This is a genomic window from Cellulomonas fengjieae (assembly GCF_018388465.1).
Taxonomy (GTDB): domain Bacteria; phylum Actinomycetota; class Actinomycetes; order Actinomycetales; family Cellulomonadaceae; genus Cellulomonas; species Cellulomonas fengjieae.
Window position 1 is genome coordinate 1,937,835 of the sequence record NZ_CP074404.1, and the last position, 24,197, is coordinate 1,962,031.

General features: G+C 73.1%; 26 protein-coding genes. 12 read left to right on the forward strand and 14 right to left on the reverse strand.

Features of this window, described 5'->3' with window-relative positions; genetic code table 11:
* Positions 1–60: 60 nt before the first annotated feature.
* From KG102_RS08990 to KG102_RS09005, 4 genes are all read left to right on the forward strand, one after another.
* The gene (locus KG102_RS08990) at positions 61–525 is read left to right on the forward strand and encodes an FHA domain-containing protein (protein WP_208289922.1); all 465 of its coding nucleotides are present in this window, start codon (positions 61–63) and stop codon (positions 523–525) included.
* Between the two features lie 40 nt (positions 526–565).
* A complete protein-coding gene (gene ftsR / locus KG102_RS08995; protein WP_249667528.1) occupies positions 566–1,327 on the forward strand; it encodes a transcriptional regulator FtsR in 762 nt (253 codons plus the stop codon).
* A gap of 66 nt (positions 1,328–1,393) precedes the next feature.
* Positions 1,394–1,915 carry a bifunctional nuclease family protein gene (locus KG102_RS09000; RefSeq protein WP_208289921.1) on the forward strand — a complete coding sequence of 174 codons (522 nt, stop codon included), beginning with the start codon at positions 1,394–1,396 and terminating at the stop codon, positions 1,913–1,915.
* 230 nt (positions 1,916–2,145) lie between these two features.
* Positions 2,146–2,679 (forward strand): MerR family transcriptional regulator, encoded by a 534-nt coding sequence (locus tag KG102_RS09005; protein WP_243884804.1) that lies wholly within the window; start codon positions 2,146–2,148, stop codon positions 2,677–2,679.
* Between the two features lie 55 nt (positions 2,680–2,734).
* Here KG102_RS09005 and KG102_RS09010 read toward each other — a convergent pair whose 3' ends face one another.
* Entirely contained in the window at positions 2,735–3,499 is a 765-nt protein-coding gene (locus KG102_RS09010) for a ParA family protein (protein WP_208289918.1), read from the reverse strand.
* 77 nt (positions 3,500–3,576) lie between these two features.
* Between KG102_RS09010 and KG102_RS09015 the strand changes: the two genes are divergently transcribed.
* The 4 genes from KG102_RS09015 (at position 3,577) to KG102_RS09030 (ending at position 5,670) form a co-directional block, all read left to right on the forward strand.
* Positions 3,577–4,221 (forward strand): MBL fold metallo-hydrolase, encoded by a 645-nt coding sequence (locus tag KG102_RS09015; protein WP_208289916.1) that lies wholly within the window; start codon positions 3,577–3,579, stop codon positions 4,219–4,221.
* Between the two features lie 79 nt (positions 4,222–4,300).
* Complete coding sequence (locus KG102_RS09020) at positions 4,301–4,462, forward strand: hypothetical protein (RefSeq protein ID WP_208213426.1); 162 nt, start codon at positions 4,301–4,303, stop codon at positions 4,460–4,462.
* A 34-nt stretch (positions 4,463–4,496) separates the two neighbouring features.
* Positions 4,497–4,994, forward strand: a complete 498-nt coding sequence (locus KG102_RS09025) for a GNAT family N-acetyltransferase (protein ID WP_208289914.1) — start codon at positions 4,497–4,499, stop codon at positions 4,992–4,994.
* Between the two features lie 85 nt (positions 4,995–5,079).
* On the forward strand, positions 5,080–5,670 hold the full coding sequence (locus KG102_RS09030; protein ID WP_208289913.1) for a phosphotransferase-like protein: 591 nt from the start codon (positions 5,080–5,082) through the stop codon (positions 5,668–5,670).
* A gap of 118 nt (positions 5,671–5,788) precedes the next feature.
* Here KG102_RS09030 and KG102_RS09035 read toward each other — a convergent pair whose 3' ends face one another.
* From KG102_RS09035 to KG102_RS09050, 4 genes are read right to left on the reverse strand one after another with little or no spacing between them, the layout of a single operon-like run.
* The gene (locus KG102_RS09035) at positions 5,789–6,211 is read right to left on the reverse strand and encodes an iron chaperone (protein WP_208289912.1); all 423 of its coding nucleotides are present in this window, start codon (positions 6,209–6,211) and stop codon (positions 5,789–5,791) included.
* Positions 6,212–6,227: 16 nt separating this feature from the next.
* Positions 6,228–8,594 (reverse strand): ATP-binding cassette domain-containing protein, encoded by a 2,367-nt coding sequence (locus KG102_RS09040; protein ID WP_208289911.1) that lies wholly within the window; start codon positions 8,592–8,594, stop codon positions 6,228–6,230.
* Positions 8,595–9,005, reverse strand: a complete 411-nt coding sequence (locus tag KG102_RS09045; protein ID WP_208289910.1) for a VOC family protein — start codon at positions 9,003–9,005, stop codon at positions 8,595–8,597.
* 10 nt (positions 9,006–9,015) lie between these two features.
* Positions 9,016–9,465 carry a helix-turn-helix transcriptional regulator gene (locus KG102_RS09050; protein ID WP_213363053.1) on the reverse strand — a complete coding sequence of 150 codons (450 nt, stop codon included), beginning with the start codon at positions 9,463–9,465 and terminating at the stop codon, positions 9,016–9,018.
* 63 nt (positions 9,466–9,528) lie between these two features.
* Between KG102_RS09050 and KG102_RS09055 the strand changes: the two genes are divergently transcribed.
* The 3 genes from KG102_RS09055 (at position 9,529) to KG102_RS09065 (ending at position 12,900) form a co-directional block, all read left to right on the forward strand.
* A complete protein-coding gene (locus KG102_RS09055; RefSeq protein ID WP_208289909.1) occupies positions 9,529–11,820 on the forward strand; it encodes an LLM class flavin-dependent oxidoreductase in 2,292 nt (763 codons plus the stop codon).
* A gap of 4 nt (positions 11,821–11,824) precedes the next feature.
* Positions 11,825–12,295 (forward strand): heme-degrading domain-containing protein, encoded by a 471-nt coding sequence (locus KG102_RS09060; protein ID WP_208213418.1) that lies wholly within the window; start codon positions 11,825–11,827, stop codon positions 12,293–12,295.
* A 107-nt stretch (positions 12,296–12,402) separates the two neighbouring features.
* Entirely contained in the window at positions 12,403–12,900 is a 498-nt protein-coding gene (locus tag KG102_RS09065; protein ID WP_208289908.1) for a hypothetical protein, read from the forward strand.
* Positions 12,901–12,906: 6 nt separating this feature from the next.
* On the opposite strand, the gene KG102_RS09070 is transcribed toward KG102_RS09065, so the two are convergent.
* Positions 12,907–13,857, reverse strand: coding sequence for an aldo/keto reductase (locus KG102_RS09070; protein ID WP_208213415.1), 951 nt, complete (start codon positions 13,855–13,857; stop codon positions 12,907–12,909).
* Positions 13,858–14,051: 194 nt separating this feature from the next.
* Between KG102_RS09070 and KG102_RS09075 the strand changes: the two genes are divergently transcribed.
* Complete coding sequence (locus KG102_RS09075; RefSeq protein WP_208213414.1) at positions 14,052–14,396, forward strand: RNA polymerase-binding protein RbpA; 345 nt, start codon at positions 14,052–14,054, stop codon at positions 14,394–14,396.
* 5 nt (positions 14,397–14,401) lie between these two features.
* Here the strand turns inward: KG102_RS09075 and KG102_RS09080 are convergent, their stop codons facing one another.
* The 8 genes from KG102_RS09080 to KG102_RS09115 all read right to left on the reverse strand — a co-directional run bounded on the left by KG102_RS09080 (position 14,402) and on the right by KG102_RS09115 (position 24,196).
* Entirely contained in the window at positions 14,402–15,175 is a 774-nt protein-coding gene (locus tag KG102_RS09080; RefSeq protein ID WP_208289907.1) for a polyprenol monophosphomannose synthase, read from the reverse strand.
* Complete coding sequence (lnt, locus tag KG102_RS09085) at positions 15,172–16,737, reverse strand: apolipoprotein N-acyltransferase (protein ID WP_249667529.1); 1,566 nt, start codon at positions 16,735–16,737, stop codon at positions 15,172–15,174. The genes KG102_RS09080 and lnt overlap by 4 nt, the downstream gene beginning before the upstream one ends.
* Before the next feature lie 417 nt (positions 16,738–17,154).
* Positions 17,155–18,783: an amidohydrolase gene (locus KG102_RS09090; RefSeq protein ID WP_208289905.1), complete on the reverse strand. Its 1,629-nt coding sequence runs from the start codon at positions 18,781–18,783 to the stop codon at positions 17,155–17,157.
* Between the two features lie 70 nt (positions 18,784–18,853).
* Positions 18,854–21,706 (reverse strand): DEAD/DEAH box helicase, encoded by a 2,853-nt coding sequence (locus KG102_RS09095; RefSeq protein ID WP_249667530.1) that lies wholly within the window; start codon positions 21,704–21,706, stop codon positions 18,854–18,856.
* A gap of 48 nt (positions 21,707–21,754) precedes the next feature.
* On the reverse strand, positions 21,755–22,669 hold the full coding sequence (locus KG102_RS09100) for a diacylglycerol/lipid kinase family protein (protein WP_208289903.1): 915 nt from the start codon (positions 22,667–22,669) through the stop codon (positions 21,755–21,757).
* Positions 22,666–23,448 carry a twin-arginine translocase subunit TatC gene (gene tatC / locus KG102_RS09105; RefSeq protein WP_208289902.1) on the reverse strand — a complete coding sequence of 261 codons (783 nt, stop codon included), beginning with the start codon at positions 23,446–23,448 and terminating at the stop codon, positions 22,666–22,668. The genes KG102_RS09100 and tatC overlap by 4 nt, the downstream gene beginning before the upstream one ends.
* 43 nt (positions 23,449–23,491) lie before the next feature.
* Entirely contained in the window at positions 23,492–23,803 is a 312-nt protein-coding gene (gene tatA, locus KG102_RS09110; RefSeq protein ID WP_208289901.1) for a Sec-independent protein translocase subunit TatA, read from the reverse strand.
* A gap of 72 nt (positions 23,804–23,875) precedes the next feature.
* Positions 23,876–24,196 (reverse strand): hypothetical protein, encoded by a 321-nt coding sequence (locus KG102_RS09115; RefSeq protein ID WP_208213406.1) that lies wholly within the window; start codon positions 24,194–24,196, stop codon positions 23,876–23,878.
* Position 24,197 lies beyond the last annotated feature (1 nt).

A 24,197-nucleotide genomic window follows, 5' to 3' on the forward strand; every position in this document is an offset into this window, starting at 1 on the left:
GGTGTGCGTGACCCCGAGGATCGCCGGTGGTCGACGTGATGGACGGGCCGGGGAGGTGGCATGAGCGGCGAGGACCCGCAGGTCGGGCGTCCTGCCCACGGGCCGGACACGACGATGAGCTTCGGAGCCATCGAGTCTGTCGAGATCGAAGGGTCGGCCCCCGTCGGGCTGACCGCGGACGAGGTCTCCGCGGTGCACGCGCTGCCGCCGACCTCGGCGCTGCTGGTGATGCAGCGCGGCCCCAGCGCCGGGGCACGGTTCCTGCTCGACGCCGAGCGGACCGTCGCGGGACGGTCCACCGCGGCCGACATCTTCCTCGACGACGTCACCGTCTCGCGCAAGCACGCGGAGTTCGTCCGCGAGGGGCAGACTTTCTTCGTGCGGGACATCGGCTCGCTGAACGGCACCTACGTCAACCGCTCGCGCATCGATCAGTCCGCGCTGCGGGCCGGTGACGAGGTGCAGATCGGCAAGTACCGCATGACGTTCCACCCCAGTCCGCACCGCGGCACGGCCGGCGCGTGACCGGGCGGCTCCGGACGCTCGACCAGACGGGGAGTGCCAGGTGGTGAGTGCACGCGCGCAGCGCGTCCAGGCCGACCCCGGGCCTGCCCCGGTCCCGCACGAGCCGTGGCCCCGGGGAATCTCCCGGCGGCCGTCCATGCGCATCTCCGACGTGCTGGCGTCGCTGCGGATCGAGTTCCCGGCGGTCACCACGTCCAAGCTGCGTTTCCTCGAGGAGCAGGGGCTGGTCGAGCCCGTGCGCACCGCGGCCGGCTACCGCCAGTACTCGCCGGCGGACATCGAGCGGCTGCGGTTCGTCCTGCGCCAGCAGCGGGACCGCTACATGCCCCTGAAGGTGATCGGCGACCGGCTGGCCGCACTCGACGCGGGGGAGGAGGACGAGCCGGCGCCGCGCGCACGGCTCGCCACCCGCGACGGTGTGGCCGAGGCCCCCGGCACGCACCTGACCCTCGAGGCGCTCGCCGGCGAGGCGGGCGTCGAGGTGGAGTTCGTCCGGGACCTGTTGGCCGCGGGCGTGCTCCGGACGCACAAGTCCGGGGCGTTCGACCTGTGGGCGCGAGAGATCGTCGTCGCCGCGGCTGCCCTGGCCGAGCACGGCATCGACGCGCGGCACCTGCGGCAGTTCCGCACGTCCGCCGACCGGCAGGCCGACCTCGTCGAGCAGGTCGTCGCCCCGTGGCGCGGCCAGCGCAGCGCCTCGTCGCGCGCGCGGGCGGGCACGCTGGCGGCCGAGGTGGGTGAGCTCTGCACGCAGATGCACACCGCGCTCGTGCGGGCCGCGGTCGCGGACCTCACCCCGTAGCAGGTCCACCCGCGCAATGCGGCGCGGAGAGCGCCGGATCGGCGACGGCGTCGTAGCGTGGATGTCATGGGGGACGACGCCGAGCTGGTACCGGTCGAGATCGTCGGGGTGCGCCAGCACCTGGCCAACGACGAGATCGTCGTGCTGCTCCTCGACCCCGACTCCGAGCTGCTGGTCCCGATCCTCATCGGTCCCACGGAGGCGAGCGCCATCGCGTCCGCGCAGGCGGGCATCGTGCCACCGCGCCCCATGACCCACGACCTGCTGCGGGACGCCCTGATCGCCGCCGGCTCGAGCCTCAGCCGGGCCGAGATCACCCGGTTGGAGGACGGCGTCTTCCACGCGACGCTGGTGCTCGACTCCGGTACGCGTGTCGACTCGCGCGCGTCCGACGCGATCGCGCTGGCGCTGCGGTTCGGCTGCCCGGTGCTGTGCTCGGCGGAGGTCGTCGCGGTGGCGGGCGTCGAGGTGCGGACCACGACGTCGGAGCAGGACCTGGAGCGGTTCCGGCGCTTCCTCGACGTGGTGACGCCCGAGGACTTCTCGACGGGCGTCGAGCCGGACGACCCGGGTGGCGAGGGTCGATGACGGTTGCTCACGCCCACCGAGGGCCGCAACCTTCGAGTTCAGGTCGAAGTTGAGACTCGCCCGACGCGACACGCCCGGTGGGCGTCATGGCGTCTGCACCCCGACGGGCCTAGTCTGACAAGCAGCCGGGGGAGATGTGCGCCGACCGGCGTGCGACGAGTGGAGGATTCGTGACCAGCAACGAGAGTGCCGAGAGCGTCAGCGGGACAGTGCCGCAGCGCGCTCAGGGCATGCTGTTCGACGACGACCTCCCCGACCTCGACACCGCCACCGGCTACCGCGGCCCCACGGCCTGCCGTGCCGCCGGGATCACGTACCGCCAGCTGGACTACTGGGCGCGGACCGGTCTGGTCGAGCCGTCGATCCGCCCGGCCACCGGCTCGGGCACGCAGCGGCTCTACAGCTTTCGCGACATCCTCGTGCTCAAGGTCGTGAAGCGACTGCTCGACACGGGTGTCTCGTTGCAGCAGATCCGCACGGCGGTCAGCCACCTGCGTGAGCGGGGCGTCGACGACCTCGCCCAGATCACGCTGATGTCCGACGGTGCGAGCGTCTACGAGTGCACCTCCGCCGACGAGGTCATCGACCTCGTGCAGGGCGGTCAGGGCGTGTTCGGCATCGCGGTCGGACGCGTCTGGCGCGAGGTCGAGGGCACCCTCGCCGCCCTGCCGACGGAGCGGGCGGACGAGGACGAGGACGGCCGCGTCCAGCCGTCCGTGAACGACGAGCTCGCGGCGCGCCGGCAGGCCAGGACCGCGGGCTGACGTCACCGACCTACGCGAGCGGCTGCCCGACGAACGGGCGGCCGCTCTCGTCGTCTCAGTGCCGAGGGGCGCGCAGCGCCCGGTCGAGGAGGGCCTCGAAGGTCCGTGCGAGCTCGGCGGCCGCAGCGCCGGGCCACGCGTGCACCGGCTGCGCAGCACCCTGGGCCTGCTGGAGCGCCGCGCGCTCGGGCACCGGGGGAGCGAGGACCAGGGGCCCGTAGAGGGTCTGCAGCTCGTCCAGCCGGAACGCCTGCTCGATCGAGCGGGTCCGCACCCGGTTGACGACGATGCCGAGGGGCTGGAGCGCGGGCGCGGGACCGCGACGCAGCTCGTCGATGGTGCGCATGGCCCGCCCGACGGCCATCACCGCGAACAGCCCCGGCTCGGTCACCACGAGGGCGCGGTCGCACGCCGCGAGGCCGGTGCGGGTGAGCCCGCCGAGCGACGGGGGGCAGTCGATGAGGACCAGGTCGTACCCGTGGACCCAGGAAAGCGCGTAGCGCAGCCGGTCCACGTCGGTGCCGTCGAGGCGGTCGTGGACGGCCGAGCGCTCGGAGCCGGCGAGCACGTCGAGCCCGTCGTCGGCCCACGACGACAGGACGGTGGCGGCCGACATCGTCGCGGCGCCCGGCTCGTCGAGCACGGACGCGACGTCCCCGCCCTGCGGCCGCGCGCCGAGCGCCATCGTGCTGTCGCCCTGGGGGTCGAGGTCGATGACGAGCGTGCGCAGGCCGCGCTCGAGCGCGGCCGACGCCAGGCCCAGCGTGACGGACGTCTTGCCGACGCCACCCTTCAGACTGCACACCCCGAGCACCAGCACGGGCGCAACCGTAGCGGGGCCGGCGCTCCGCGTCGAAACGCCGCGCGCGTTCGTGCTGGTCAGGACAGACTGAGGCGATGAGCATCCGACTGAGCCGCTGGGGCCACGCCTGCATCCGCCTCGACCGCGGGGACCATCACGTCGTGATCGACCCCGGCGTGTTCTCCGACCTGCCGGGGGCGCTCGACGGCGTGTCCGCAGTGCTCGTCACGCACGAGCACCCCGATCACCTGGCCGTCGAGCCGGTCGTCGAGGCGCTGCAGGGTGGTCTCGAGCTGTGGGCGCCCCACGCCGTCGTCGATGCCCTCGTCGCCGCCGGCGCCCCTGCCGACCGCCTGCACGCGGTGCAGGGTGGTCAGCGCGTCTCGGCCGGCGGGTTCGACGTGGACGTGCTGGGGGAGTGGCACGGGCTGGTGCACGCGGACGTGCCCCGTGTGCACAACGTGGGCTACCTCATCGAGGGCGTGCTCCATCCGGGGGACGCCTACGTCGACCCGGCCGGCGCGCACGTCGAGGTCCTGTGCACGCCGATCGGCGCGCCGTGGCTGAGGCTCGGGGAGGTCGTCGACTACGTCCGCGGGGTGGCTCCCGCGCGCGTCGTGGTGGTGCACGACGCGATGCTGAGCGCCATCGGCCAGGGGATGGCGACCGACCTCCTGGGGCGGCTCGCGGGCGCGGGGGAGCCGGTCGTGCTGGACCCCGGAGAGGGCATCGACCTCTGAACGCACCGCCTGCACGCACCGTCTGGACACACCACCGCGACCGCACCGACCGTCCTGTAGAGCCCGAGAGGAGAACGTCATGACCACGCCCGTACCGAACGAGGTGCCCGAGCTCGAGTACGACGAGAACGTCCCGCCCCGCCCCGAGGAGGAGATCGCCGACGTCGCGCGCTCGGTCCCGGACCCCGACGGGCACGGCGGCACGCCGCAGGAACCGTCGGCGGCGCGCCGGGAGCGGTGACGCGCGTCCGGCGCTCCTGGGGCATCCTGTGTCCGTGCGCATCCAGCAGGTGACAGAGGACGACTGGCCGCTGGTCCAGGACGTCCGCCTACGCTCGCTGCGCGAGGACCCTGCGCTGCTCGGGGCCTCCCTGGTGCGCGAGGAACGGTTCGTCGAGTCGCACTGGCGCATGCGGCTGCGCACGTCGACCACCTGGGTCGCGGTGGACGACGCCAGCACCGGTCGCGGGATCGTCACGATGATGCAGGAGCCCGGGTCGCCGACCGACGACCGGCACATCGTGTCGCTGTGGGTGGCGCCGGAGTCACGTCGCCAGGGCGTCGGCTGGTCGCTCGTCGACGCCGTCCGTCAGGCTGCCCGGGAGCAGGACGCCCGGACGGTGTCGCTGTGGCTGCTGGACGGCAACCATGCCGCCGGTGACCTGTTCGTCCGGTCCGGGTTCACCCGCACCGGCGAACGGCAGGTCGTGCCGCGCGACCCGTCGCAGACCGAGGAGCGCTACCAGCTGACCCTCCGGGACGGCGTGGCCTGAGCAGGTGATGCCCAGCCCCGCGGGTTCGCGACGCTGGTCACCGACCTCCTCTGCCCGTCCAGCCGGCACGCGACGGAGGGGAACCATGCAGGAACCAGGTCACGCGATCATGCTGATCGGCACGTCCGGCGCGGGCAAGAGCTCGACAGCCACGGAGCTCCAGAGGGCCCTGCCGGAGCCGTTCCTCGCGCTGGGGCTCGACACGTTCTTCGGCACGCTCCCGCGCCGGTGGTCCAGCGAGGGGGAGCGTGCCGGCGACGGCTTCTCCTACCTCCGGGATGTCGACGACGAGGGCCATCCGCGGTTGCGGATCGGGTACGGCCCGGTAGGCGCACGCGTGCTGGCGGGGATGCGGGGGGCGGTCGCCTCGCTGCTGCGCGAGGGCAACAACGTCATCGTCGACGAGATGCCGATCGATCCGACGGTTGTACCGGCCTGGCGTACCGCGCTGTCGGGGTACCGGGTGCTGTGGGTGCACGTGGGCGCTCCGCTGGACGTGCTGGAGGAACGGGAGGCGGAGCGCTATCCGGAGACGTTCCGTGGGCTCAGCAGGGGTCACTACGACGTCTGCGGACCGGACCGCTTCGACCTGGTGCTCGACTCCTCGGAGCTGGGACCGCAGGACCGCGCGCACCGCATCGTCGCGGCGTGGGCCTCGCGTCGTGCGACGCGGTGAGACGACGACCGCGACGCGCCACGGCTAGAGACGCCGATCGGGGGGTCGTGAACGGCGTAATGTCATAATGTGCATTATCGGCGAACAGGACCAGAGCGCAGGCCCTCGAGGGAGCCGCTCAGCCGAGCGCCTTCCGGACGAGCTCGGCGATGCGGCGTTCGTCGGCGGCGGTCAGTCGCGTGAGCGCGAAGGCGGTCGGCCACATGGCGCCGTCGTCCAGCTGGGCCGCCTCGTTGAACCCGAGCGTCGCGTAGCGGGTGCCGAACTTCGACGCGGCCTGGAAGAAGACGACGACCTGTCCGTCCTTGGCGTAGGCCGGCTGCCCGTACCAGGTCTTCGGCATGAGCTCGGGCGCCGTCTCGGTGACGATGGCGTGGATGCGCTCGGCCATGACGCGGTCCGCCTCGTCCATCTCGGCGATCTTGGCCAGCAGGTCCGCCTCGCCGTTCGCCTTCTTGCGCGTCTCCTTCGCGCGTTCCTTGATCGCGGCGCGCTCCTCGGCTGTGAAGCCCTCGGAGGCGTCCTTCGTGGTGCTCGCCATGGCAGGTGCCTTCCGGTCAGGCGCCGACGTAGGCGGCCAGGTGCTGGCCCGTCAGCGTGGGTCGGGTGGAGACCAGGTCGGACGGCGTGCCCTCGAAGACGATCCGGCCGCCGTCGTGGCCGGCGCCCGGACCGAGGTCGATGATCCAGTCGGCGTGGGCCATGACCGCCTGGTGGTGCTCGATCACGATGACCGAGCGCCCGGAGTCGACCAGCCGGTCGAGCAGGGCGAGCAGGTTCTGGACATCCGCCAGGTGCAGCCCGGTCGTGGGCTCGTCGAGCACGTAGACGGTGCCCTTCTCCCCCAGGTGCGTCGCCAGCTTGAGTCGTTGTCGCTCGCCACCGGACAGCGTCGGCAGCGGCTGTCCGAGGCTCACGTAGCCCAGGCCCACGTCGACCAGCCGCTGGAGCACGGCGTGCGCGGCCGGGGTTCGGGCCTCCCCCGCGGCGAAGAACGCCTCCGCCTCGGACACCGGCATGGCAAGCACCTCGCTGATGTCGCGTCCGCCCAGCCGGAAATCGAGCACCGAGGCCTGGAAGCGCTTTCCCTCGCAGACCTCGCACTCCGTGGCGACGCCGGCCATCATCGCCAGGTCGGTGTAGATGACACCGGCACCGTTGCACGCGGGGCACGCGCCCTCGGAGTTGGCGCTGAACAAGGCGGGTTTGACCCCGTTGGCCTTGGCGAAGGCCTTGCGGATCGGCTCGAGGAGGCCCGTGTAGGTCGCCGGGTTGCTCCGGCGCGACCCGCGGATGGCCCCCTGGTCGATCGACACCGCGCCGTCGCCCGCGGGGATGGAGCCGTGCAGCAGCGAGCTCTTCCCCGAGCCCGCCACCCCCGTGACGACGACCAGCACGCCCAGCGGGATGTCGACGTCGACGTCGCGCAGATTGTTGGCCGTCGCGCCGCGAACCTCGAGCGCGCCGGACGGTTGTCGGACCCGCTCCTTGAGCCTGGCCCGGTCGTCGAGGTGGCGCCCCGTCAGAGTCCCGCTGGCGCGCAGGCCGTCGATGGTGCCCTCGAAGCAGACCGTGCCACCGGCCGCGCCGGCGCCCGGGCCGAGGTCGATCACGTGGTCGGCGATCCCGATCATCTCGGGCTTGTGCTCGACGACCAGCACGGTGTTGCCCTTGTCCCGCAGCTGCAGCAGCAGGGTGTTCATGCGCTCGATGTCGTGCGGGTGCAGGCCGATGGAGGGCTCGTCGAACACGTAGGTAACGTCGGTGAGCGACGAGCCGAGGTGGCGGATCATCTTGGTCCGCTGCGCCTCTCCCCCGGACAGCGTCCCCGCCGGTCGGTCGAGCGACAGGTACCCGAGGCCGATCGCCACGAACGAGTCCAGCACGTGCTGCAACCCGGTCAGCAGCGGCGCCACGGACGGCTCGTCGAGCTCGCGGACCCAGTCGGCCGCGTCGCTGATTTGCATCGCGCACACGTCGGCGATGCTCTTGCCCTGGATCGTCGAGGACCGCGCCTCCGCGCTCAGCCGGGTGCCGTGGCACTCGGGGCAGACGGCGAAGGTCACGGCCCGCTCCACGAACGCCCGGATGTGCGGCTGGAGGGCGTCGACGTCCTTGGACAGCATCGACTTCTGGATCCGCGGGACCAGGCCCTCGTAGGTGAGGTTGATCCCGTCGATCTGGATCTTCGTCGGCTCCTTGTACAGGAGCGCGTCGAGCTCCTTGCGGGTGTACTTCGCGATCGGCTTGTCGGGGTCGAAGAACCCGCAGCCGCGGAAGATCCGGCCGTACCAGCCGTCCATGCTGTAGCCGGGGATGGTCAGGGCACCGGCGTTGAGCGACAGACTCGCGTCGTAGAGCTGCGTGAGGTCGATGTCGTCCACCCGGCCCATGCCCTCGCAGCGTGGGCACATGCCGCCCAGCACCCGGAAGCTGCGCCGCTCCTTGACCTCGCGGCCGCCGCGCTCCATGGTGACCGCGCCGGCACCGCTGATCGATGCGACGTTGAAAGAGAAGGCCTGCGGCGGCCCGATCTGCGGCGTCCCGAGCCGGCTGAACAGGATGCGCAGCATCGCGTTGGCGTCGGTCGCGGTGCCGACGGTCGAGCGGGGGTTGGCGCCCATGCGTTCCTGGTCGACGATGATCGCGGTCGTCAGGCCGTCCAGGACATCGACGTCGGGGCGCGCGAGGGTGGGCATGAAGCCCTGCACGAACGCGCTGTAGGTCTCGTTGATCATGCGCTGCGAGTCCGCGGCGATCGTGTCGAACACCAGCGAGCTCTTGCCGGAGCCGGAGACGCCGGTGAACACCGTCAGCCTCCGCTTCGGGATCTCGACGCTGATGTCCCGGAGGTTGTTCTCCCGTGCCCCGTGCACCCGGATCCGGTCGTGGCTGTCGGCGGGGTGCCGTGTCTCGACGCTCATTCAGCGCGTCTCGTTGATGCGGACGAGGTTGCCCGAGGGGTCCCGGAAGGCGCAGTCGCGCACGCCGTACGGCTGATCCGTCGGCTCCTGGACCACCTCGGCACCGCGTGCGACCAGCTGCGCGAACACCTCGTCCAGGTCGGGAGTGGCCAGCGTGATCGCGCCGTAGCTGCCCTTGGCCATCATCTCGGCGATGGTCCGCCGCTCCGCGTCCGTGAGTCCCGGCTCCGCGGCCGGCGGGTGCAGGACGATCGCCGTGGCGGACGGGTCGGCGGGGCCGACGGTGATCCAGCGCATCCCGTCGTAGCCGACGTCGTTGCGGACCTCGAAGCCGAGGGCGTCGCGGTAGAACGCGAGAGCGGCATCCGGGTCGTCGTGCGGGAGGAACGCGTAGTGCAGGCTGATCTCCATGCCGGTCACGCTAGGCGCGGCCTGCGGCGCGCGCTTCTCGATTCCTGACGGGTCTGGTGACCTGCTTGGCGATGCAGGACGGCATGCCCTCCGTGGCACCCGCGGACTGCGTCCGGTACACGCTCGGTGGCACGCCGACCAGCTCGGTGAAGCGGGTGCTGAAGGTGCCCAGCGACGAGCAGCCCACGGCGAAGCAGACGTCGGTGACGCTGAGGTCGCCGCGTCGCAGCAGCGCCATCGCGCGTTCGATCCGCCGGGTCATCACGTAGGCGTACGGCGACTCCCCGTACGCGCGGCGGAACTCCCGGCTCAGGTGACCGGCCGACATGTGCGCGCCGCGCGCCAGCGACTCCACGTCCAGCGGCTGCGCGTACTCGCGGTCGATGCGGTCGCGCACGCGTCGCAGCCGTACCAGGTCGCTCAGGCGCTGCTCGTCCGCACGGCTGCTGCTCACCTGCATGATCGTGCCACGCGGTGTGCCCGGACGGGTATAGTTGAACTGTCAATCATCGAGAGGACGTCCATGCCCGACTACGGCCACGATCTGGTGCTCGGCACGTTCCTCACGCCGTCGGCGGCGGACCCGCACCGCGTCGTGGGGCTCGCGCAGGCAACCGAGCACGCCGGGCTGGACCTGGTCACGTTCCAGGACCACCCGTACCAGCCCGCGTTCCTGGACACGTGGACGCTGCTGTCCTGGGTGGCCGCCTCGACCGAGCGGGTGCACCTCGCCGGGAACGTGCTCAACCTGCCGTTGCGGCCCCCCGCGGTGCTCGCTCGGGCGGCGGCCAGCCTCGACCTGCTCTCGGGTGGCCGCGTCGCCCTGGGGCTCGGCGCCGGTGCGTTCTGGGACGCGATCGTCGCGATGGGCTCGCCCCGTCTGACACCCGGTCAGGGCGTCGACGCGCTCGACGAGGCGATCGACATCATCCGCGGCATCTGGGACGCCGCCGAGCGGACGCCCCTGCGGGTGCACGGGACGCACCACCACGTGGACGGTGCCAAGCGTGGCCCGTCACCGGCGCACGACATCCCGGTGTGGCTCGGCGCGTACAAGCCCCGGATGCTCGCCCTGGTCGGGCGAAAGGCGGACGGATGGCTGCCGAGTCTCGGCTACCTGCAGGACGGTGACCTGGCCGCGGGCAACGCGCGCATCGACGACGCTGCGCACGGTGCCGACCGGGACCCGCGGGAGATCCGCCGCCTGCTCAACCTCGGGGGTGGGTCGTTCTCCGGCTCCGGGTTCCTGCAGGGCCCGCCGCAGCGGTGGGTGGACGACCTGCTCCCGCTGGTGCTCGACCAGGGCATCTCCGGGCTCGTGCTCAGCACGGACGACGCCCGCACGATCGCGCGGTTCGGCGAGGAGGTGGCCCCCGCCCTCCGGGAGGCCGTCGCCGCGGCACGCGCCTCGACGGGGACGTCGACCGGCTCCGTGCGCTCGCTCGCTGCGCTGGCGGCGCGCCGGACCGGGATCGACTACGACGCGGTCCCGGCGTCCCTGGTGGAGAACGCCGTGGAGCCGGGCGACCGTGACTACGGCTACGTCCGGTCCACCTACGTCTACACCGGCTCCCCCGGCCTCGTCCTGCGGCCTCGCGACGCGGCGCAGGTGCAGGAGGCGCTGGTGTTCGCGCGGGCGCAGGACGTGCCGTTCGCCGTGCGCAGCGGCGGCCACGGGATCAGTGGCCGGTCGACGAACGACGGCGGCATCGTGATCGACGTCGGCGCGCTCGACACCGTGGAGGTGCTGGACCGGGACCAGCGGCTCGTCCGGCTCGGCGCCGGGGCGCGCTGGGGCGACGTCGCTGTCGCGCTGCAGCCGCACGGGCTCGCGATCAGCTCGGGTGACTACGGGGACGTCGGCGTCGGCGGGCTCGTGACGGCCGGCGGGCAGGGTTTCCTCAGCCGCTCGTACGGCCTCACGCTCGACCACGTGGTCGCCGCCGAGGTCGTCCTCGCCGACGGGCGGCTGGTGCGGGCCGACGCGGAGCACGAGCCAGACCTCCTGTGGGCCGTCCGGGGTGCCGGCGCCAACTTCGGGATCCTGACCGCGGTCGAGATCCAGGCGGCCGAGCTCGGCGACGTCGTCTACGCGACCGTCATCTTCGACGCGACGGACACGGCGCCGTTCGTGGAGTCGTGGGCGGCCCTGGTCGAGTCCTCGCCGCGCGAGCTCACCAGCTTCCTGAGCCTGGTCCCCGCGCGCGGACAGGACCCGGCGGTCGGCTACGTCGTCCTCGTCTGGGCGAGCGACGACACCGCCGCGGCGATCACGTCGCTCGAGCGGTTCCTCGACCTGGCGCCGGTGCTCCAGCAGCAGGCCCAGCTGGTACCCTACGCGGCGACGGTGGTGGCCTCGCACAGCCGGCACACCGGCGGCGCGGAGGCCACGACCCGCGGCGGCCTCGTCGAGCACGTGACGCCCGAGCTCGCCGCGCGGCTGGGCGAGCTGCTGGCAGCGCGCGACGCCGACATGCTGCAGCTGCGCGCGGTCGGCGGTGCGGTCAACGACCTCGGCCCGGCGGAGACGGCCTACGCGCACCGGACCCAGAACTTCTCGTTGCTCGCCACCGCCCGCGGAGCCCGCCGTGCACGGATCGACGAGTGGTGGGACCGGCTCGAGCCCCACCTGAACGGTGTCTACCTGAGCTTCGAGACCAACCAGTCCCCCGCCCGCGTCGCTGAGGCGTTCCCGCCGGAGACCCTCGCGCGCATCGCGCGGCTCAAGGGTCGCTACGACCCGGAGCACGTGTTCGACGGCAACTTCGGGGTGGCGCCCCTCCCCCGGGCCGACGCGAACGACGTGCCACGATGAGCCGATGAGCACCGACATCGACGCCACCATCGCCCGCGTCGTCCAGCAGGAGCAGGACCTCGAGTTCGCCACGTTCGACAACGACGACGCGTGGCGGCTGGGCTGCCTGCTCGTCGAGCTCGCCCAGGAGCGGGCCCTGCCCGTCACGGTCGACATCCGCCGCGGCACGCAGCAGCTCTTCCACGCCGCACGTCCCGGTACCAGGGCGGACAACGACAGCTGGATCGAGCGCAAGGTCCGGGTGGTGCAGCGCTTCGAGGAGTCGTCGTACCTGGTGGGGCTGCGGGCCCTCGCGAAGGGCACCACGTTCGCGGCGGAGCACGACCTGCCGCTCCAGCAGTACGCCGCGCACGGCGGGGCGTTCCCCGTGCGCGTGCGCGGCGTCGGCGTCGTGGGCGTCGTCACGGTCTCGGGGCTCCCGCAGGCGGACGACCACGCGCTCGTCGTCGAGGCCGTGACCGCGCACCTCGCCTGAGCGGCTCAGGCCGCCGAACCGCCCACAGCCCGCCCGCCTGCGTCGACGTTCCCCAGCCCGCGTACGGGCGTCCGCGTCGTCCGCGTCGGTGCCGAAGGCTGCTCGGCATGACGGAGCACGGGTGGTTCGGTGAGGGCTGGGACGACGACGGCACCGACGCGTGGGACGACGTGCCGTGGCGCGCCGACGGCCCCGACCACGACCTCCCCGACCCGCCCGGGTCGCCGTTGCGGTCGGCTGACGAGGCCCTCGCCGTCCTGCTCGACCTGGTGGGCCCGGAGCGCGCCGGTGCGCCCGCCCTGTGGTTCCTCCTCCTGGACGCGCAGTGCCGCACCATCCCCGTCGTGCTGCCGATCGTCGACGTGCCCGTCCGTGCGGACGAGGCGGTCGCACGCCGACTCGTCGGGGTGCTCGGGTCGGTGCTGACGTCCGACGCACCCGGCGGGTCGATCGTCGTGGGGCTCGTCCGCGCCACAGGTGGCGACCGCGGTGCGTTCGAGCTCCAGTGGGGTGCTGCGCTGCGCACCGCGGCCGACGACGCGGGTGTGCCCGTCTGGGCGGTGGTCGCGATCGGCGAGAGCCGCGCGCGCGTGCTCGAGTGGTGAGCGCCGTCAGGACGCCGGGCCGGGCGCGGCCTCGTCGATCGCCGCCAGCTGCTCGAGGGTCGGCTCCCAGGCGATCGACGCGACGTTCGCCCGCAGCTGCTCCGGCGTGCGCGCGCCCGCGATGACGGTCGCCACGGCCGGCTGTGCGGCCAGGCCACCGAGCGCGAGGGTCGGCAGGTCGATGCCCCAGCCGGCGGCCAGGGACTCCAGCGCCTCGATGCGGCCGAAGTCCGCCCGGGCGAGCCGCTCGGGCATGCGGGTGAGGCGCGAGCCCTCGGGTGCCGACTCGCCCCGCCGGTACTTGCCCGTGAGCAGACCGGAGGCCAGCGGGACGAATGGGATGAGGCCGACGCCCACCTGCTCGGCGGCCGGCACCAGCTCGGCCTCCGCGCCGCGGTCCAGCAGGTTGTACCGGTTCTGCGCGGACACGAACGGCGTCGTGCCGGCCGTGCGGGCGCTCCAGTCGGCGTCCACCACCTGCCACGCCGCGAAGTTGGACGAGCCGATGTAGCGCACCTTGCCCTCGACGACGAGCTCGTGCAGCGCGGCGAGCGTCTCCTCGATGGGGGTGACGGGATCGGGGGCGTGCATCTGCAGCAGGTCCACGTGGTCCGTGCGCAACCGCGTCAGGGAGCTCTCCACGGCCCGCCGCACGTAGCGCCGCGACCCGCGCACGCCCCAGTCGGGACCGTTGAGACCGCGAGTGTCCATGCCGAACTTGGTGGCGATGACGACGTCGTCGCGGTGGCCCGCCAGCGCTGCCCCCAGGAGCTCCTCGCTCTGACCGGGCACCCCGCCGTAGACGTCGGCCGTGTCGAAGAAGGTGATGCCCGCGTCCAGCGCCGCTGCGACCAGGGCCGGGACGTCCTGCGGTGCCAGCGTGGCGCCGAAGGTGTTGCAGCCCAGCCCCGCGACCGAGACGACGAGGCCGCTGTCGCCGAGCTGTCGAAAAGACATGGGGGCGTCGATGCGAGAGGCTGGGGACACGGGAGCGGTCGAGTTGTTCATCCGAGCAACCCTAGGCCTCTCCTCGCACGAACCGCGTTCACGAGACCTTCACGTCCTCCTGGAACACCGGAGGGCCGTCGGCCGTTGACACCGGTGGAAGTTCTCACTATCGACGGCCGGACACCGGCACGGAGGTTCCCCAGATGGCAAACCGGTCCCTGCGCGGCATGCGCATCGGGTCCCACAGCATGGAGACGGAAGCGGGCGTCGAGTTCGCCCCCCGTCTTCAGGCTCACTACGACTGCCCCAACGGGCACACCATCATCCTTCCGTTCTCGGTCGAGGCCGACGTTCCGGTCGTGTGGGAGTGCCGTTGCGGCGAAGAGGCGCTGCTGCGCGACGCGTCGCGTCCCGAGGTGAAGGCCGGCAAGGCGCCGCGCACGCACTGGGACATGCTGCTCGAGCGCCGCACCGTCGGCGAGCTCCAGGAGCTGCTCGACGAGCGCCTCGACCTGCTGCGTTCGGGGAAGTTGCGCCGCAGCGCCTGACGCACTCAGCCTGACGAACGACGGAACGCTCCCGCCACATGGCGGGAGCGTTCTGCTATCCCCCACCGGGTGACGCTGAGCAGGGCCTCGACGACGATCGCGCGGCTCATCTTGGACTGTCCGAGCGCGCGCTCGACGAACGTGATGGGTACCTCGACCACGCGCGCTCCCGCGCGCACCGCTCGCCAGGCCATGTCCACCTGGAAGCAGTAGCCCTGCGAGGCGACGTCGTCGAGGCGGAGCCCGCGCAGCAGCCCCGCGCGGTAGGCCCGGAACCCGCCGGTCGCGTCGCGCAGCGGGATGCCGAGCGCGAGGCGGGTGTACGTGTTCGCCCCCCGCGACAGGACGTGCCGGCTGACCGGCCAGTTGACGACGCTGCCGCCCGGGACCCACCGCGAGCCCAGCACCAGGTCCGCGTCGGCGAGCGCGGCGAGCAGCCGCGGGAGGTCCTCGGCGCGGTGCGAGCCGTCGGCGTCCATCTCGACGACCACGTCATAGCCGCGCTCGAGCGCCCAGGAGAACCCCGCCACGTACGCGGTGCCCAGCCCCAGCTTGCCCGCGCGGTGCAGGACGTGGACGCGCTGGACGCCGTCCGCCGCGACCTCCCGCTCCGCGATCTTCTCGGCGAGCTCCCCGGTGCCGTCGGGTGAGCCGTCGTCCACGACGAGCACGTCGGCGTCCGGGACGTGGGCGCGCAGGCGGTCCAGCGCTCCCGGGAGGTTCTCGCGCTCGTCGTACGTCGGGACCACGACGAGCACGCGCGGGGAGGTCTCGCTCATACGGCCGTCTCGATCCGGTCGGCGCGGCGCACCCGGCGCGCCCCGGCAGCACCGGCGAGCACCACGCACACCGCGAGGGCGTCGATGATCCATGCGGGCCACGAGCCCAGCCGCGTTGCGGGCGTCAGCGTGTCGCGCAGGGGAAGGCTAGCCACCATCTGCTCCGCGGTGAAGAGGCCGGTCTGCTGGCTCACGACGCCGTTCGGCTCGATCACCGCGCTGACGCCCACGGTCGAGATCTGCACGGTGGCCCGCCCGTGCTCGATGGCGCGGATGCGCGACATCGCCAGCTGCTGCGTGGACTCGTCGGACACTCCGAAGGACGCGTTGTTGGTCTGCACCACGAGCACCTCTCCCCCGGTCCGCACCGCGTCGCGCACGATGCCGTCGTAGGCGACCTCGAAGCAGATGACGTCGCCGATGCCGACGCTCCGGCCGAGCCGCTCGGAGTCGAGCGGGACGTAGCCCGGTCGGTCGCCGGGCAGCATGTCCCGCGTCACCAGGTCGACCGCGGACGAGAACTGCCGGACGAACGAGCGGATGGGGATGTACTCGGCGAACGGCGCCGGGTGCTGCTTGGTGTACGTGGCGGTGACCCCGGCGCCGGGCTCCCACAGGACAGCGGTGTTGTAGCGACCGCCGCTGTCCGGGTACTGGACCGTCCCGACCAGCATGGGCGCTCCGACGGCCCGGGCTGCGCCGTCGATCAGGTCCGCGGCCCCCTGGTCGACCTGGGGGTCGATGTCGGTGCCGTTCTCCGGCCACAGCACGAGGTCCAGCTCGCCGGGTTCCACCCGGTCGAGCAGCGCCAGCGTGCCGCTCACGTGGTTGTCCAGGACGGCCTGGCGCTGGCCGAACGCGTCGAGGCCCGTGCCGGGGACGTCACCCTGGACGGCGCCGACGCGCAGCGAGCCGCTCTGGGCCTGGGTGTCGAGCGGCACCAGCAGCCCCACCACGAGCACGGCCACGGCGACCGAGGCGGACGCGACCACCTCGCCGACGCGCAGCCTCGGGGCCGCCAGCACCACCCGTGCGAGCAGCACGCCGACGACCACCACCGCGGCCGTCAGCAGCGGGGTGCCGGCCAGCGATGCCAGCGAGGCCAGGGGCGAGTCCGCCTGCGAGAACGCCAGCCGCCCCCAGGGGAAGCCCCCGAACGGCCACGCCGCCGCGAGCTCCTCCGTGGCGACGAACAGGATCGTGAACACCGTGACCTGCAGCCCGACGTTGCGCCAGACCGAGTTGCCGCGCCGCGCCCAGCTCCACGCCGCGCCGAACAGGGCGAAGTACCCGGCCTCCAGGGTGCTGAGCGCGAGCCACGGCACCAGTCCGACGGCCTCGTCGGCCCACGTGATGAGGGGCAGGAACAACGCGAGGCCCCACAGGAACCCCACCAGGGCGTTCCAGCGCGCGCTGTCGCGGCGCAGGGCCAGGTAGAGCAGGGCGACGCCGACGAACGCGGTGCCCCACCAGCCGGGCGCCGGGAACGCGAGACGCGTCAGCAGCCCGCCTGCCACGGCCAGGACCACGGTCCACAGGCGGGCGGGTTCGCGGGCAAGCACCCCAGGAGGGTACGTCAGCAGGCTGAGCCTCTCGTGACGAGGGGAACGTCCGCCGAGTCGCCCGAGGTCCGACCGACCGGCCCGCGTGTCCTTCGTACCGGTCGGCGTGCATGCGCACGGACCGTTGTCTACTGAACACGCGGGCCCGGTCGGAGCCCTGCCCCCCAACACTGCCCCCCAGGCCCGACGTCGTCGTGGGCATGTCGCAGCGGTGGATCTCCTGAGGAACCTATCGAGATCCACAGAGGTGTCAAGGCGGTGACGACGCAGGTGAGGGTCGTCCGTGCAGGTCATCCACGCACCATCGGTCCCCTCTATCCGGTTCGGCTCGGCGTGTCGCCGGGTGTGTCGGCGGATCGGGTCGAAGCGGGCGGATCCGGTCGCCCTCGAGACGCCGAAACTTCACCCGCTCCCGGCTCAGAGCGCGTCGTGCAGGACCACCCCGGCGCGGACGGTCCGCAGGCAGTCCGGCGGCGGGACGTCGGGCCCGAGGTCCGGCAGGAGCGGGATCCCGGCGCGTGCATCTGCGCTCCACGACGAGAACCGGCCCTCGGCCGCCTGCACGGCGAGGTGGTCCGCGCGCCAGACCGCGAGGTGCGCGGGGGCGCCGACGCGCAGCTCGCCGGCGCCCGTGTGGTCGAGCCCCGCGAGCCGCCAGCCACCTCGCGTCGAGGCCCGGAAGGCCGCGCGGGCCGAGATGCGCTGGTCGGCCGCATGGTGGTGGACGGCGGCGCGGACACCCGCCCACGGGTCCACCGCGGTGACGGGCGAGTCGGACCCGAACGCCAGGGGGACGCCCGCGGCGGCGAGGTCGGCCAACGGGTTGAGCGCGGCCGCGCGGCCGGCGCCCAACCGGGCTGCGTACATGCCCTCGGTCCCGCCCCACGCCGCGTCGAACGCCGGCTGGACGCTCAGTCGCACCCCGAGCAGGACGAGAGCGGCGAGCGTCCGGGCGTCGACCATCTCGGCGTGCTCCAGCCGGTGGCCCATCCGCGCCATCGCGTCGGCACCCTCCACGTCGACCGCGGCACCCAGCCCGACCAGCAGCTCGTCCATGGCGCGGTCACCGATGACGTGGAACCCGGCCTGCACCCCGGCACGGGTCGCGGCCGTCAGGTGGTTGCAGATCTGCTCCGCCGCCAGGTACAGCACCCCCGCGCCGGTGGGATCGTCCGCGTACGGGGTGCGCAGGGCGGCGGTGTGCGAGCCCAGCGAGCCGTCGACGTTCAGGTCGCCGCCGATGCCGGTCAGCCCCGGGATCGCCTCCAGGAGCTCGCGGGCGTCGTCGACGGTGACGCACAGCTCCCCCCGGTACGCCACCAGGTGCGGCAGGCCGCCGCGCGCGTCCGCGGTCAGGTCGAGCAGCTCGACGAGGCCGGCGCGGGTGTCGATGGCGGGCGCCGAGTGCTCGTGGACGGAGACGACCCCACGCGCCGCTGCGTGCTCCAGGGCACGGCGGTACAGGGCCGTCCGACGCTCGGGGCTGACCGCCCTGGCGGCGTCCCGTGCCGCGTGGTGCGCCTCGCGCTCGACGCGTCCGTCGAAGCTCCACCCGGGCAGCCGGTCGAGCCCCGCACCGTGCGACAGCGCGCTCGAGACCACGGCGGAGTGGACGTCGACCCGCGCGAGGTAGACCGGGGCGCCCCCGCCGGCGGCGTCGAGCTCCTCCCGGGTCGGGGGCCTGCCCTCGGGCCAGCGCAGCTCGTCCCAGCCGTAGCCGAGGACCGGCTCGCCGGCAGGCAGTGCGGTGGCCGTCCGGTGCACGGCGTCGAGCGCGTCCGCCAGCGAGCGCACGCCGCCCGCGGGAGACAGGTCGATGCTCTCCAGCGCGAGGCCGGTCTCGAGCACGTGCACGTGGGCGTCGACGAACCCGGGGGTGACGAGGGCGCCGTCGAGGTCCACCACCTCGTCGGCCCGCGCGACCAGCCCGTCGGCGGTGTCGTCCGCCCCGACCCAGGCGACGGTGCCGTCGTCGACCAGCAGCGCTTCGGCGAAGGGGTCGGCCGAGGTGTGCACGACGCCGTGCCGGTACAGGGTCGAGGTCACAGGGGCACCCTAGAGCAGCCCGGGGCCCGGGGCCGGTCCGCCGGGACCGCGCGGGCGCCGGGACGCGCGGCTAGACCGACGAGTACGCCACGACCCCGCGGCGCAGGGCGTCGACCGCCTGCCGTGCGGTCTCGCGCAGCCGCGGGACGGGTGCGGCCTGGGCGACCTGGTCGAGCACGTCGATCACCTGCTTGCACCACCGCACGAAGTCGCCCGCGGACAGCTCACCCCCCTTGAGCACGGCGTCCAGGCTGCGGCCGTTGGCCCAGCGGTGCACCGCCTCGACCAGACCCGCGTCGAGCGGCTGGATCGTCTCCACCTTGTGCGCGCTCTCCAGGTCGTCCAGCTCCGACCACGCCCGGACGCACCCGTCCAGGGCGACCCCGAGGCGGCCCCCCGGTCCGCCGGGCACGCGGGGCTCGCTCTGGTCGTCGCGCCGGGAACGGTAGACGAGCGTCGAGACCACCGCCGCGAGCCCGGGCGCGTCGAGCTCGTCGAAGATGCCCCGACGCAGGCACTCGGCCAGGAGCAGGTCGTTCTCCGCGTAGAGCCGACGCAGCCACCGCCCGTCGTCGGTGACCTGCACCGCGGCGCGGCCGGCGTCGTCGGTCGCCGTCTCGAGGTAGCCGAGGCGCAGCAGGATGTCGCAGATGCGGTCGAACACGGCCGCGATCGAGCCCGTCCGGCCGGCGATCCGGGCGACCAGGGCGTCGTGCTCGGCGCTCAGGCGGGACCAGCGCTCGGCCCACCGTGCGTGCTCCTCACGGTCGGGGCAGCTGTGGCACGGGTGCGCGCGCAGCCTGCGCCGCAGGGCGGCGATCTCCGCGTCGTCCGCGGCCGCCCGCTGCCCGCCCTTGGGGCGGTCCTTGCGGGTCGGGCCGGACGCCGTGCCGACCGTGGAGCGCAGCGCCGCGGCCAGATCACGTCGCGCCGCCGGCACCCGCGCGGTGAAGCCCTTCGGCACGCGCAGGAAGCCGACGGTCCGGACGCCGGTGCCGACGTCCGCGACGGTCAGCTTGCGCACCTGCCGGTCCACGGTGAGCACCGTCGGCTTGGGTCCGTCGAAGCCGGCGTCGCCGCCCGGGTCGATGACGACCGCGTGGCCGGAGCGGCGGCCGATCGGGATCTCGAGCACGTCGCCGACGCGCAGGCCCTGGAGCGTCCGCGCGACCTCGGCCCGGCGGGCACCCGCCTCGGCACGGGTGAGCTCCTTCTCCCGGGCCGTGATCTGCCGGCGTAGCGCCGCGTACTCCGCGAAGTCGCCCTGGTGGCACACCATCGCCCGGGCGTAGCCCTCCAGGGCCTCTGCGTGCCCCTGTGCCTGCCTGGCGAGGCCCACCACGCCGCGGTCGGCCTGGAACTGCGCGAAGGACGTCTCGAGTACCTCGCGTGCCCGGTCGCGACCCACCTGCGCCACGAGGTTGACGGCCATGTTGTACGTCGGCCGGAAGCTCGAGCGCAGCGGGTAGAGCCGCTTGGAGGCCAGGCCGGCCAGCTGCACGGGGTCCAGGCCCGGGTGCGCGACGACGACCGCGTGTCCCTCCGTGTCGATGCCGCGCCTGCCCGCCCGGCCGGTCAGCTGCGTGTACTCCCCCGGCGTGACGTCGACGTGGCTGGACCCGTCCCACTTGACGAGCTTCTCCAGCACCACGGAACGCGCCGGCATGTTGATCCCGAGCGCGAGCGTCTCGGTGGCGAACACGACCTTGACCAGCCCGCGGGAGAACAGGTCCTCCACGGTCTCCTTGAACAGCGGGAGCATGCCGGCGTGGTGCGCGGCCACACCGCGCTGCAGCGCGTCGCTGAACTCCCAGTACCCCAGGACGTCCAGGTCCTCGGGCGGCACGGCCGCGCAGCGCTCCTCGACGATCCGGCGGATCTCCGACTGCTCGGCGGGGGTGGTCAGCCGGATGCCCGCGGCGAGGCACTGCTGCACGGCGCCCTGGCACCCGGCGCGCGAGAAGATGAAGACGATGGCGGGCAGCAGGCCGTCGCGGTCGAGCGCGTCGACGACCGCGAACCGCGGCGTCGGACGACCCAGGGGCCGGCCACCGGTGCGCTGGCGCCCGCCCCGGTCGCGCGGACCGCGCCGCTGCTGGGTCGGCTCCTCGCGGTTGCTGCGCCGCAGCAGGTGCGTCAGGTCCGGGTTGATCGGCGGGTCGACGCCCGGCGCCGTCGGGTCCACGTGGCCCGCGTACAGGTCCAGGAGGTCGCCGCGCACCAGGACGTGCTGCCCGAGCGGCACGGGCCGGTGCTCGCTGACCACCACGGTCGTGTCGCCGCGCACCGTCGCCAGCCAGTCACCGAACTCCTCCGCGTTGGACACGGTGGCGGACAGCGAGACCAGCTGCACGTCGTCGGGCAGGTGGATGATCACCTCTTCCCACACGGGTCCCCGGAACCGGTCGGCGAGGTAGTGCACCTCGTCCATGACGACGAAGCCGAGGCCCTGCAGGCTCGTCGAGCCCGCGTAGAGCATGTTGCGCAGCACCTCGGTGGTCATCACGACCACCGGGGCCTCGCCGTTGATGGTGGTGTCACCGGTCAGCAGCCCCACCCGGTCGGGGCCGTAGCGGCGGACGAGGTCCGAGTACTTCTGGTTGGACAGCGCCTTGATGGGTGTCGTGTAGAACGCCTTGCGTCCCGCGGCCAGCGCGAGGTGCACCGCGAACTCGCCGACGACGGTCTTGCCCGCGCCGGTGGGCGCGGCGACGAGCACGCCGCTGCCGCGCTCGAGCGCCCGGCACGCGTCGACCTGGAAGTCGTCCAGCGGGAAGCCGAGGAGCTCCCGGAACTGGCCGAGCTCGCTGCGCTCGACCTCGGCCCTGCGCCGGGCGGCGGCGTACCGCTGCGCCGGTGACGGCTCAGCCGGCGAGTCGTCGTGCGGCGACGGGGGGACGGATCTGCGGGAGCGCGATACCACCCGCACACCCTAGGCACACGGGCGACGGCCGCACCTCGCGACGCGTGCTCAGCACAGGACGGACAGCGCTCCGGGGTCGACCGAGACGCGCAGCGGCAGCGGACCCACCCGCTCCCCGTCCGCGAACGCGACCGGCGGTGGCGGACCCAGGTCCGTCAGCGGCTCGATCAGCACGGTCCGGCTGCGCAGGACCTGGACGGCCGGGTGGCTCAGGTGCCGGCCCCGGGTGATGCCCGGGAAGATCTTCACGATGCCGGGTTTGGTGAAGGGGCCGGCCACCACGACGTCGAGGAGCCCGTCGTCGACGTGTGCGTCGGGTGCGATCTGGAACCCGCCCCCGAACCACGCCGTGTTCGCGACGGCCACGAGGCTGCCGGCCGACTCCCAGACCGCGTCATCGAGGGTCACCCGGTAGCCGTAGGGGCGGAACCTGCCGAGCTCGGCGAGCAGCGCGCGCACGTACCGACCGGCACCCCGCGGCCACGCCATCTCGTTCGCGCGGGCGTTGATCGCGGCGTCGAACCCGCACGACAGCACGCCCAGGTACCACTCGTGCGCGGCGTGCTCCGGGGATCCGACGCGCACGGCATCCACCCGGCGTGGGCCGTCCAGCAGGCCGTGCTCCAGAGTGGCGACCGACGCCGCGACGTCACCCCGCGGGAGCGCCAGCGTGCGGGCGATGTCGTTCCCGGTACCGGCCGCGATGATGCCCAGGGGCAGCCCCGTACCCGCCGCCACGTTCACGCCGAGGTGCACCATGCCGTCCCCGCCGACCACCACGAGGGCGTCGAGGCCCTGGACCGCAGCGGCCCTCGCCTGATCGGTGGCCTGCGCCAGCGTGGCCGCGGACAGGTCCTCCACCTTGTGCCCGCGCGACTGCAGCAGGTCGTGCGCCCGACGGCCCGCCTCGGTGCCGCGCCCGCTGCCCGCGGTGGGGTTGACGACCAGCCCCAGGTGGATCACGCGGTGCCCGGCTCGTCGGCCATCGTGCCGTCCAGCCGGGGCAGCCCCGCGGCCACCCGCTTGCGGTCCACCCGCCGGTCGTGCAGGACGCAGACGCCGAGGGCGAGGAAGTACAGCGCGCACATCGGCAGCGCGACCGCGAGCATCGTGACCGCGTCCGGGGTCGGGGTGACGATCGCGGCGAACACGAACGAGGCCAGCACGGCCCACCGCCAGCTCCTGCGCCAGGTGGCCGCGGTGCCGATCCCCGCGAAGTTCAGCGCGACCATGACCACGGGCAGCAGGAACGCGGCACCGAACGCGAGCATGATCTGCATGAAGAAGCCCAGATACGTCTGGGCGTCGATGATGTTGGTGGCTCCCAGCGGGGTGAACTGGATCAGCAGCCGCACGGCGTTGGGCAGCACCCACCAGGCGACGAACGCTCCGGCCAGGAAGAGCGGCACCGCGGCGCCCACGAAGGCGAACGCGTACATACGCTCCCGGCGGGTCAGACCGGGCGTCACGAACGCCCAGAACTGGTAGAGCCACCACGGGCTGGACAGGATCACGCCCATGAAGAACGAGACCTTCACCTGCATGTCGAACGAGGACGCGATGCCCGCGAAGTTGAGCGAGACGAGCATGTCGCGCTCCTCGGCCACCTGCATGATCGGCGACTGGAGCGCGTGGAACACCGGGTCGTAGAGCAACCAGCCGATCACCGCGCCGACCACGATGCCGAGGGCGGCGAGGAACACACGGCGACGCAGCTCGGCCAGATGCTCTCGCAGCGGCATCCGGCCGCCGGGTTCACCCCCGCGGCGCGTTCTCACGACAGGCTCAGACCTTCGGCGGGGCGTTGCCCTCGGACGGATCCGCGACGGGTGGGACGATGGGCGTCACGTGCTGGGGGTCCGCAACCGGCGGGACGGCGGGCGGGCTGCCGACGGGCGTGACGCCGGTCGGGGGCGGCGGGACGGTCGCGGTCGTCGTCGCCGTCTCGTCGGTCCGCAGGTCCTTGACCTCGTGCTTGAAGATCTTCATCGACTGGCCCACGCTCTTGGCCAGGTCGGGGAGCCGCTTGGCACCGAACAGCAGGAGAACGACGAGCAGCACGATGAGCACGTGCACGGCGGTGATGTTGCGGCCCACGTCGAGTCCTCCGTCGCGATGTCGATGACCGGGCGATCCTACGCGCTCCACCTGGGGATCAGGTGCCGGCGCCTACCGCCAGTACGCGGTCCAGCGCAGGCGGGTCGCGACGTGCCGCTCGCGCCGCAGCACCCGGCGATCGGCAGCGGCCTCGCGCACGGCGTCCCACCGCGCGCGCAGGACGTCGCGGTCCGCGAACAGCGTCGGTCCCGTCCGCGGACCGGCCGCAGCCTGGAGCCGGTCGACCTTGTCCGCAAGCTCCGCGGTGACATCGGCGGCGCGGGACAGCTCGCGGCCCAGCGCGACGGCCGAGCGCCACAACCGGCGGCCGAGCAGGAACGCTCCGCCCACCGTGCCGAGCACGAGCACCGTCCAGACCGAGAACCAGAGCACG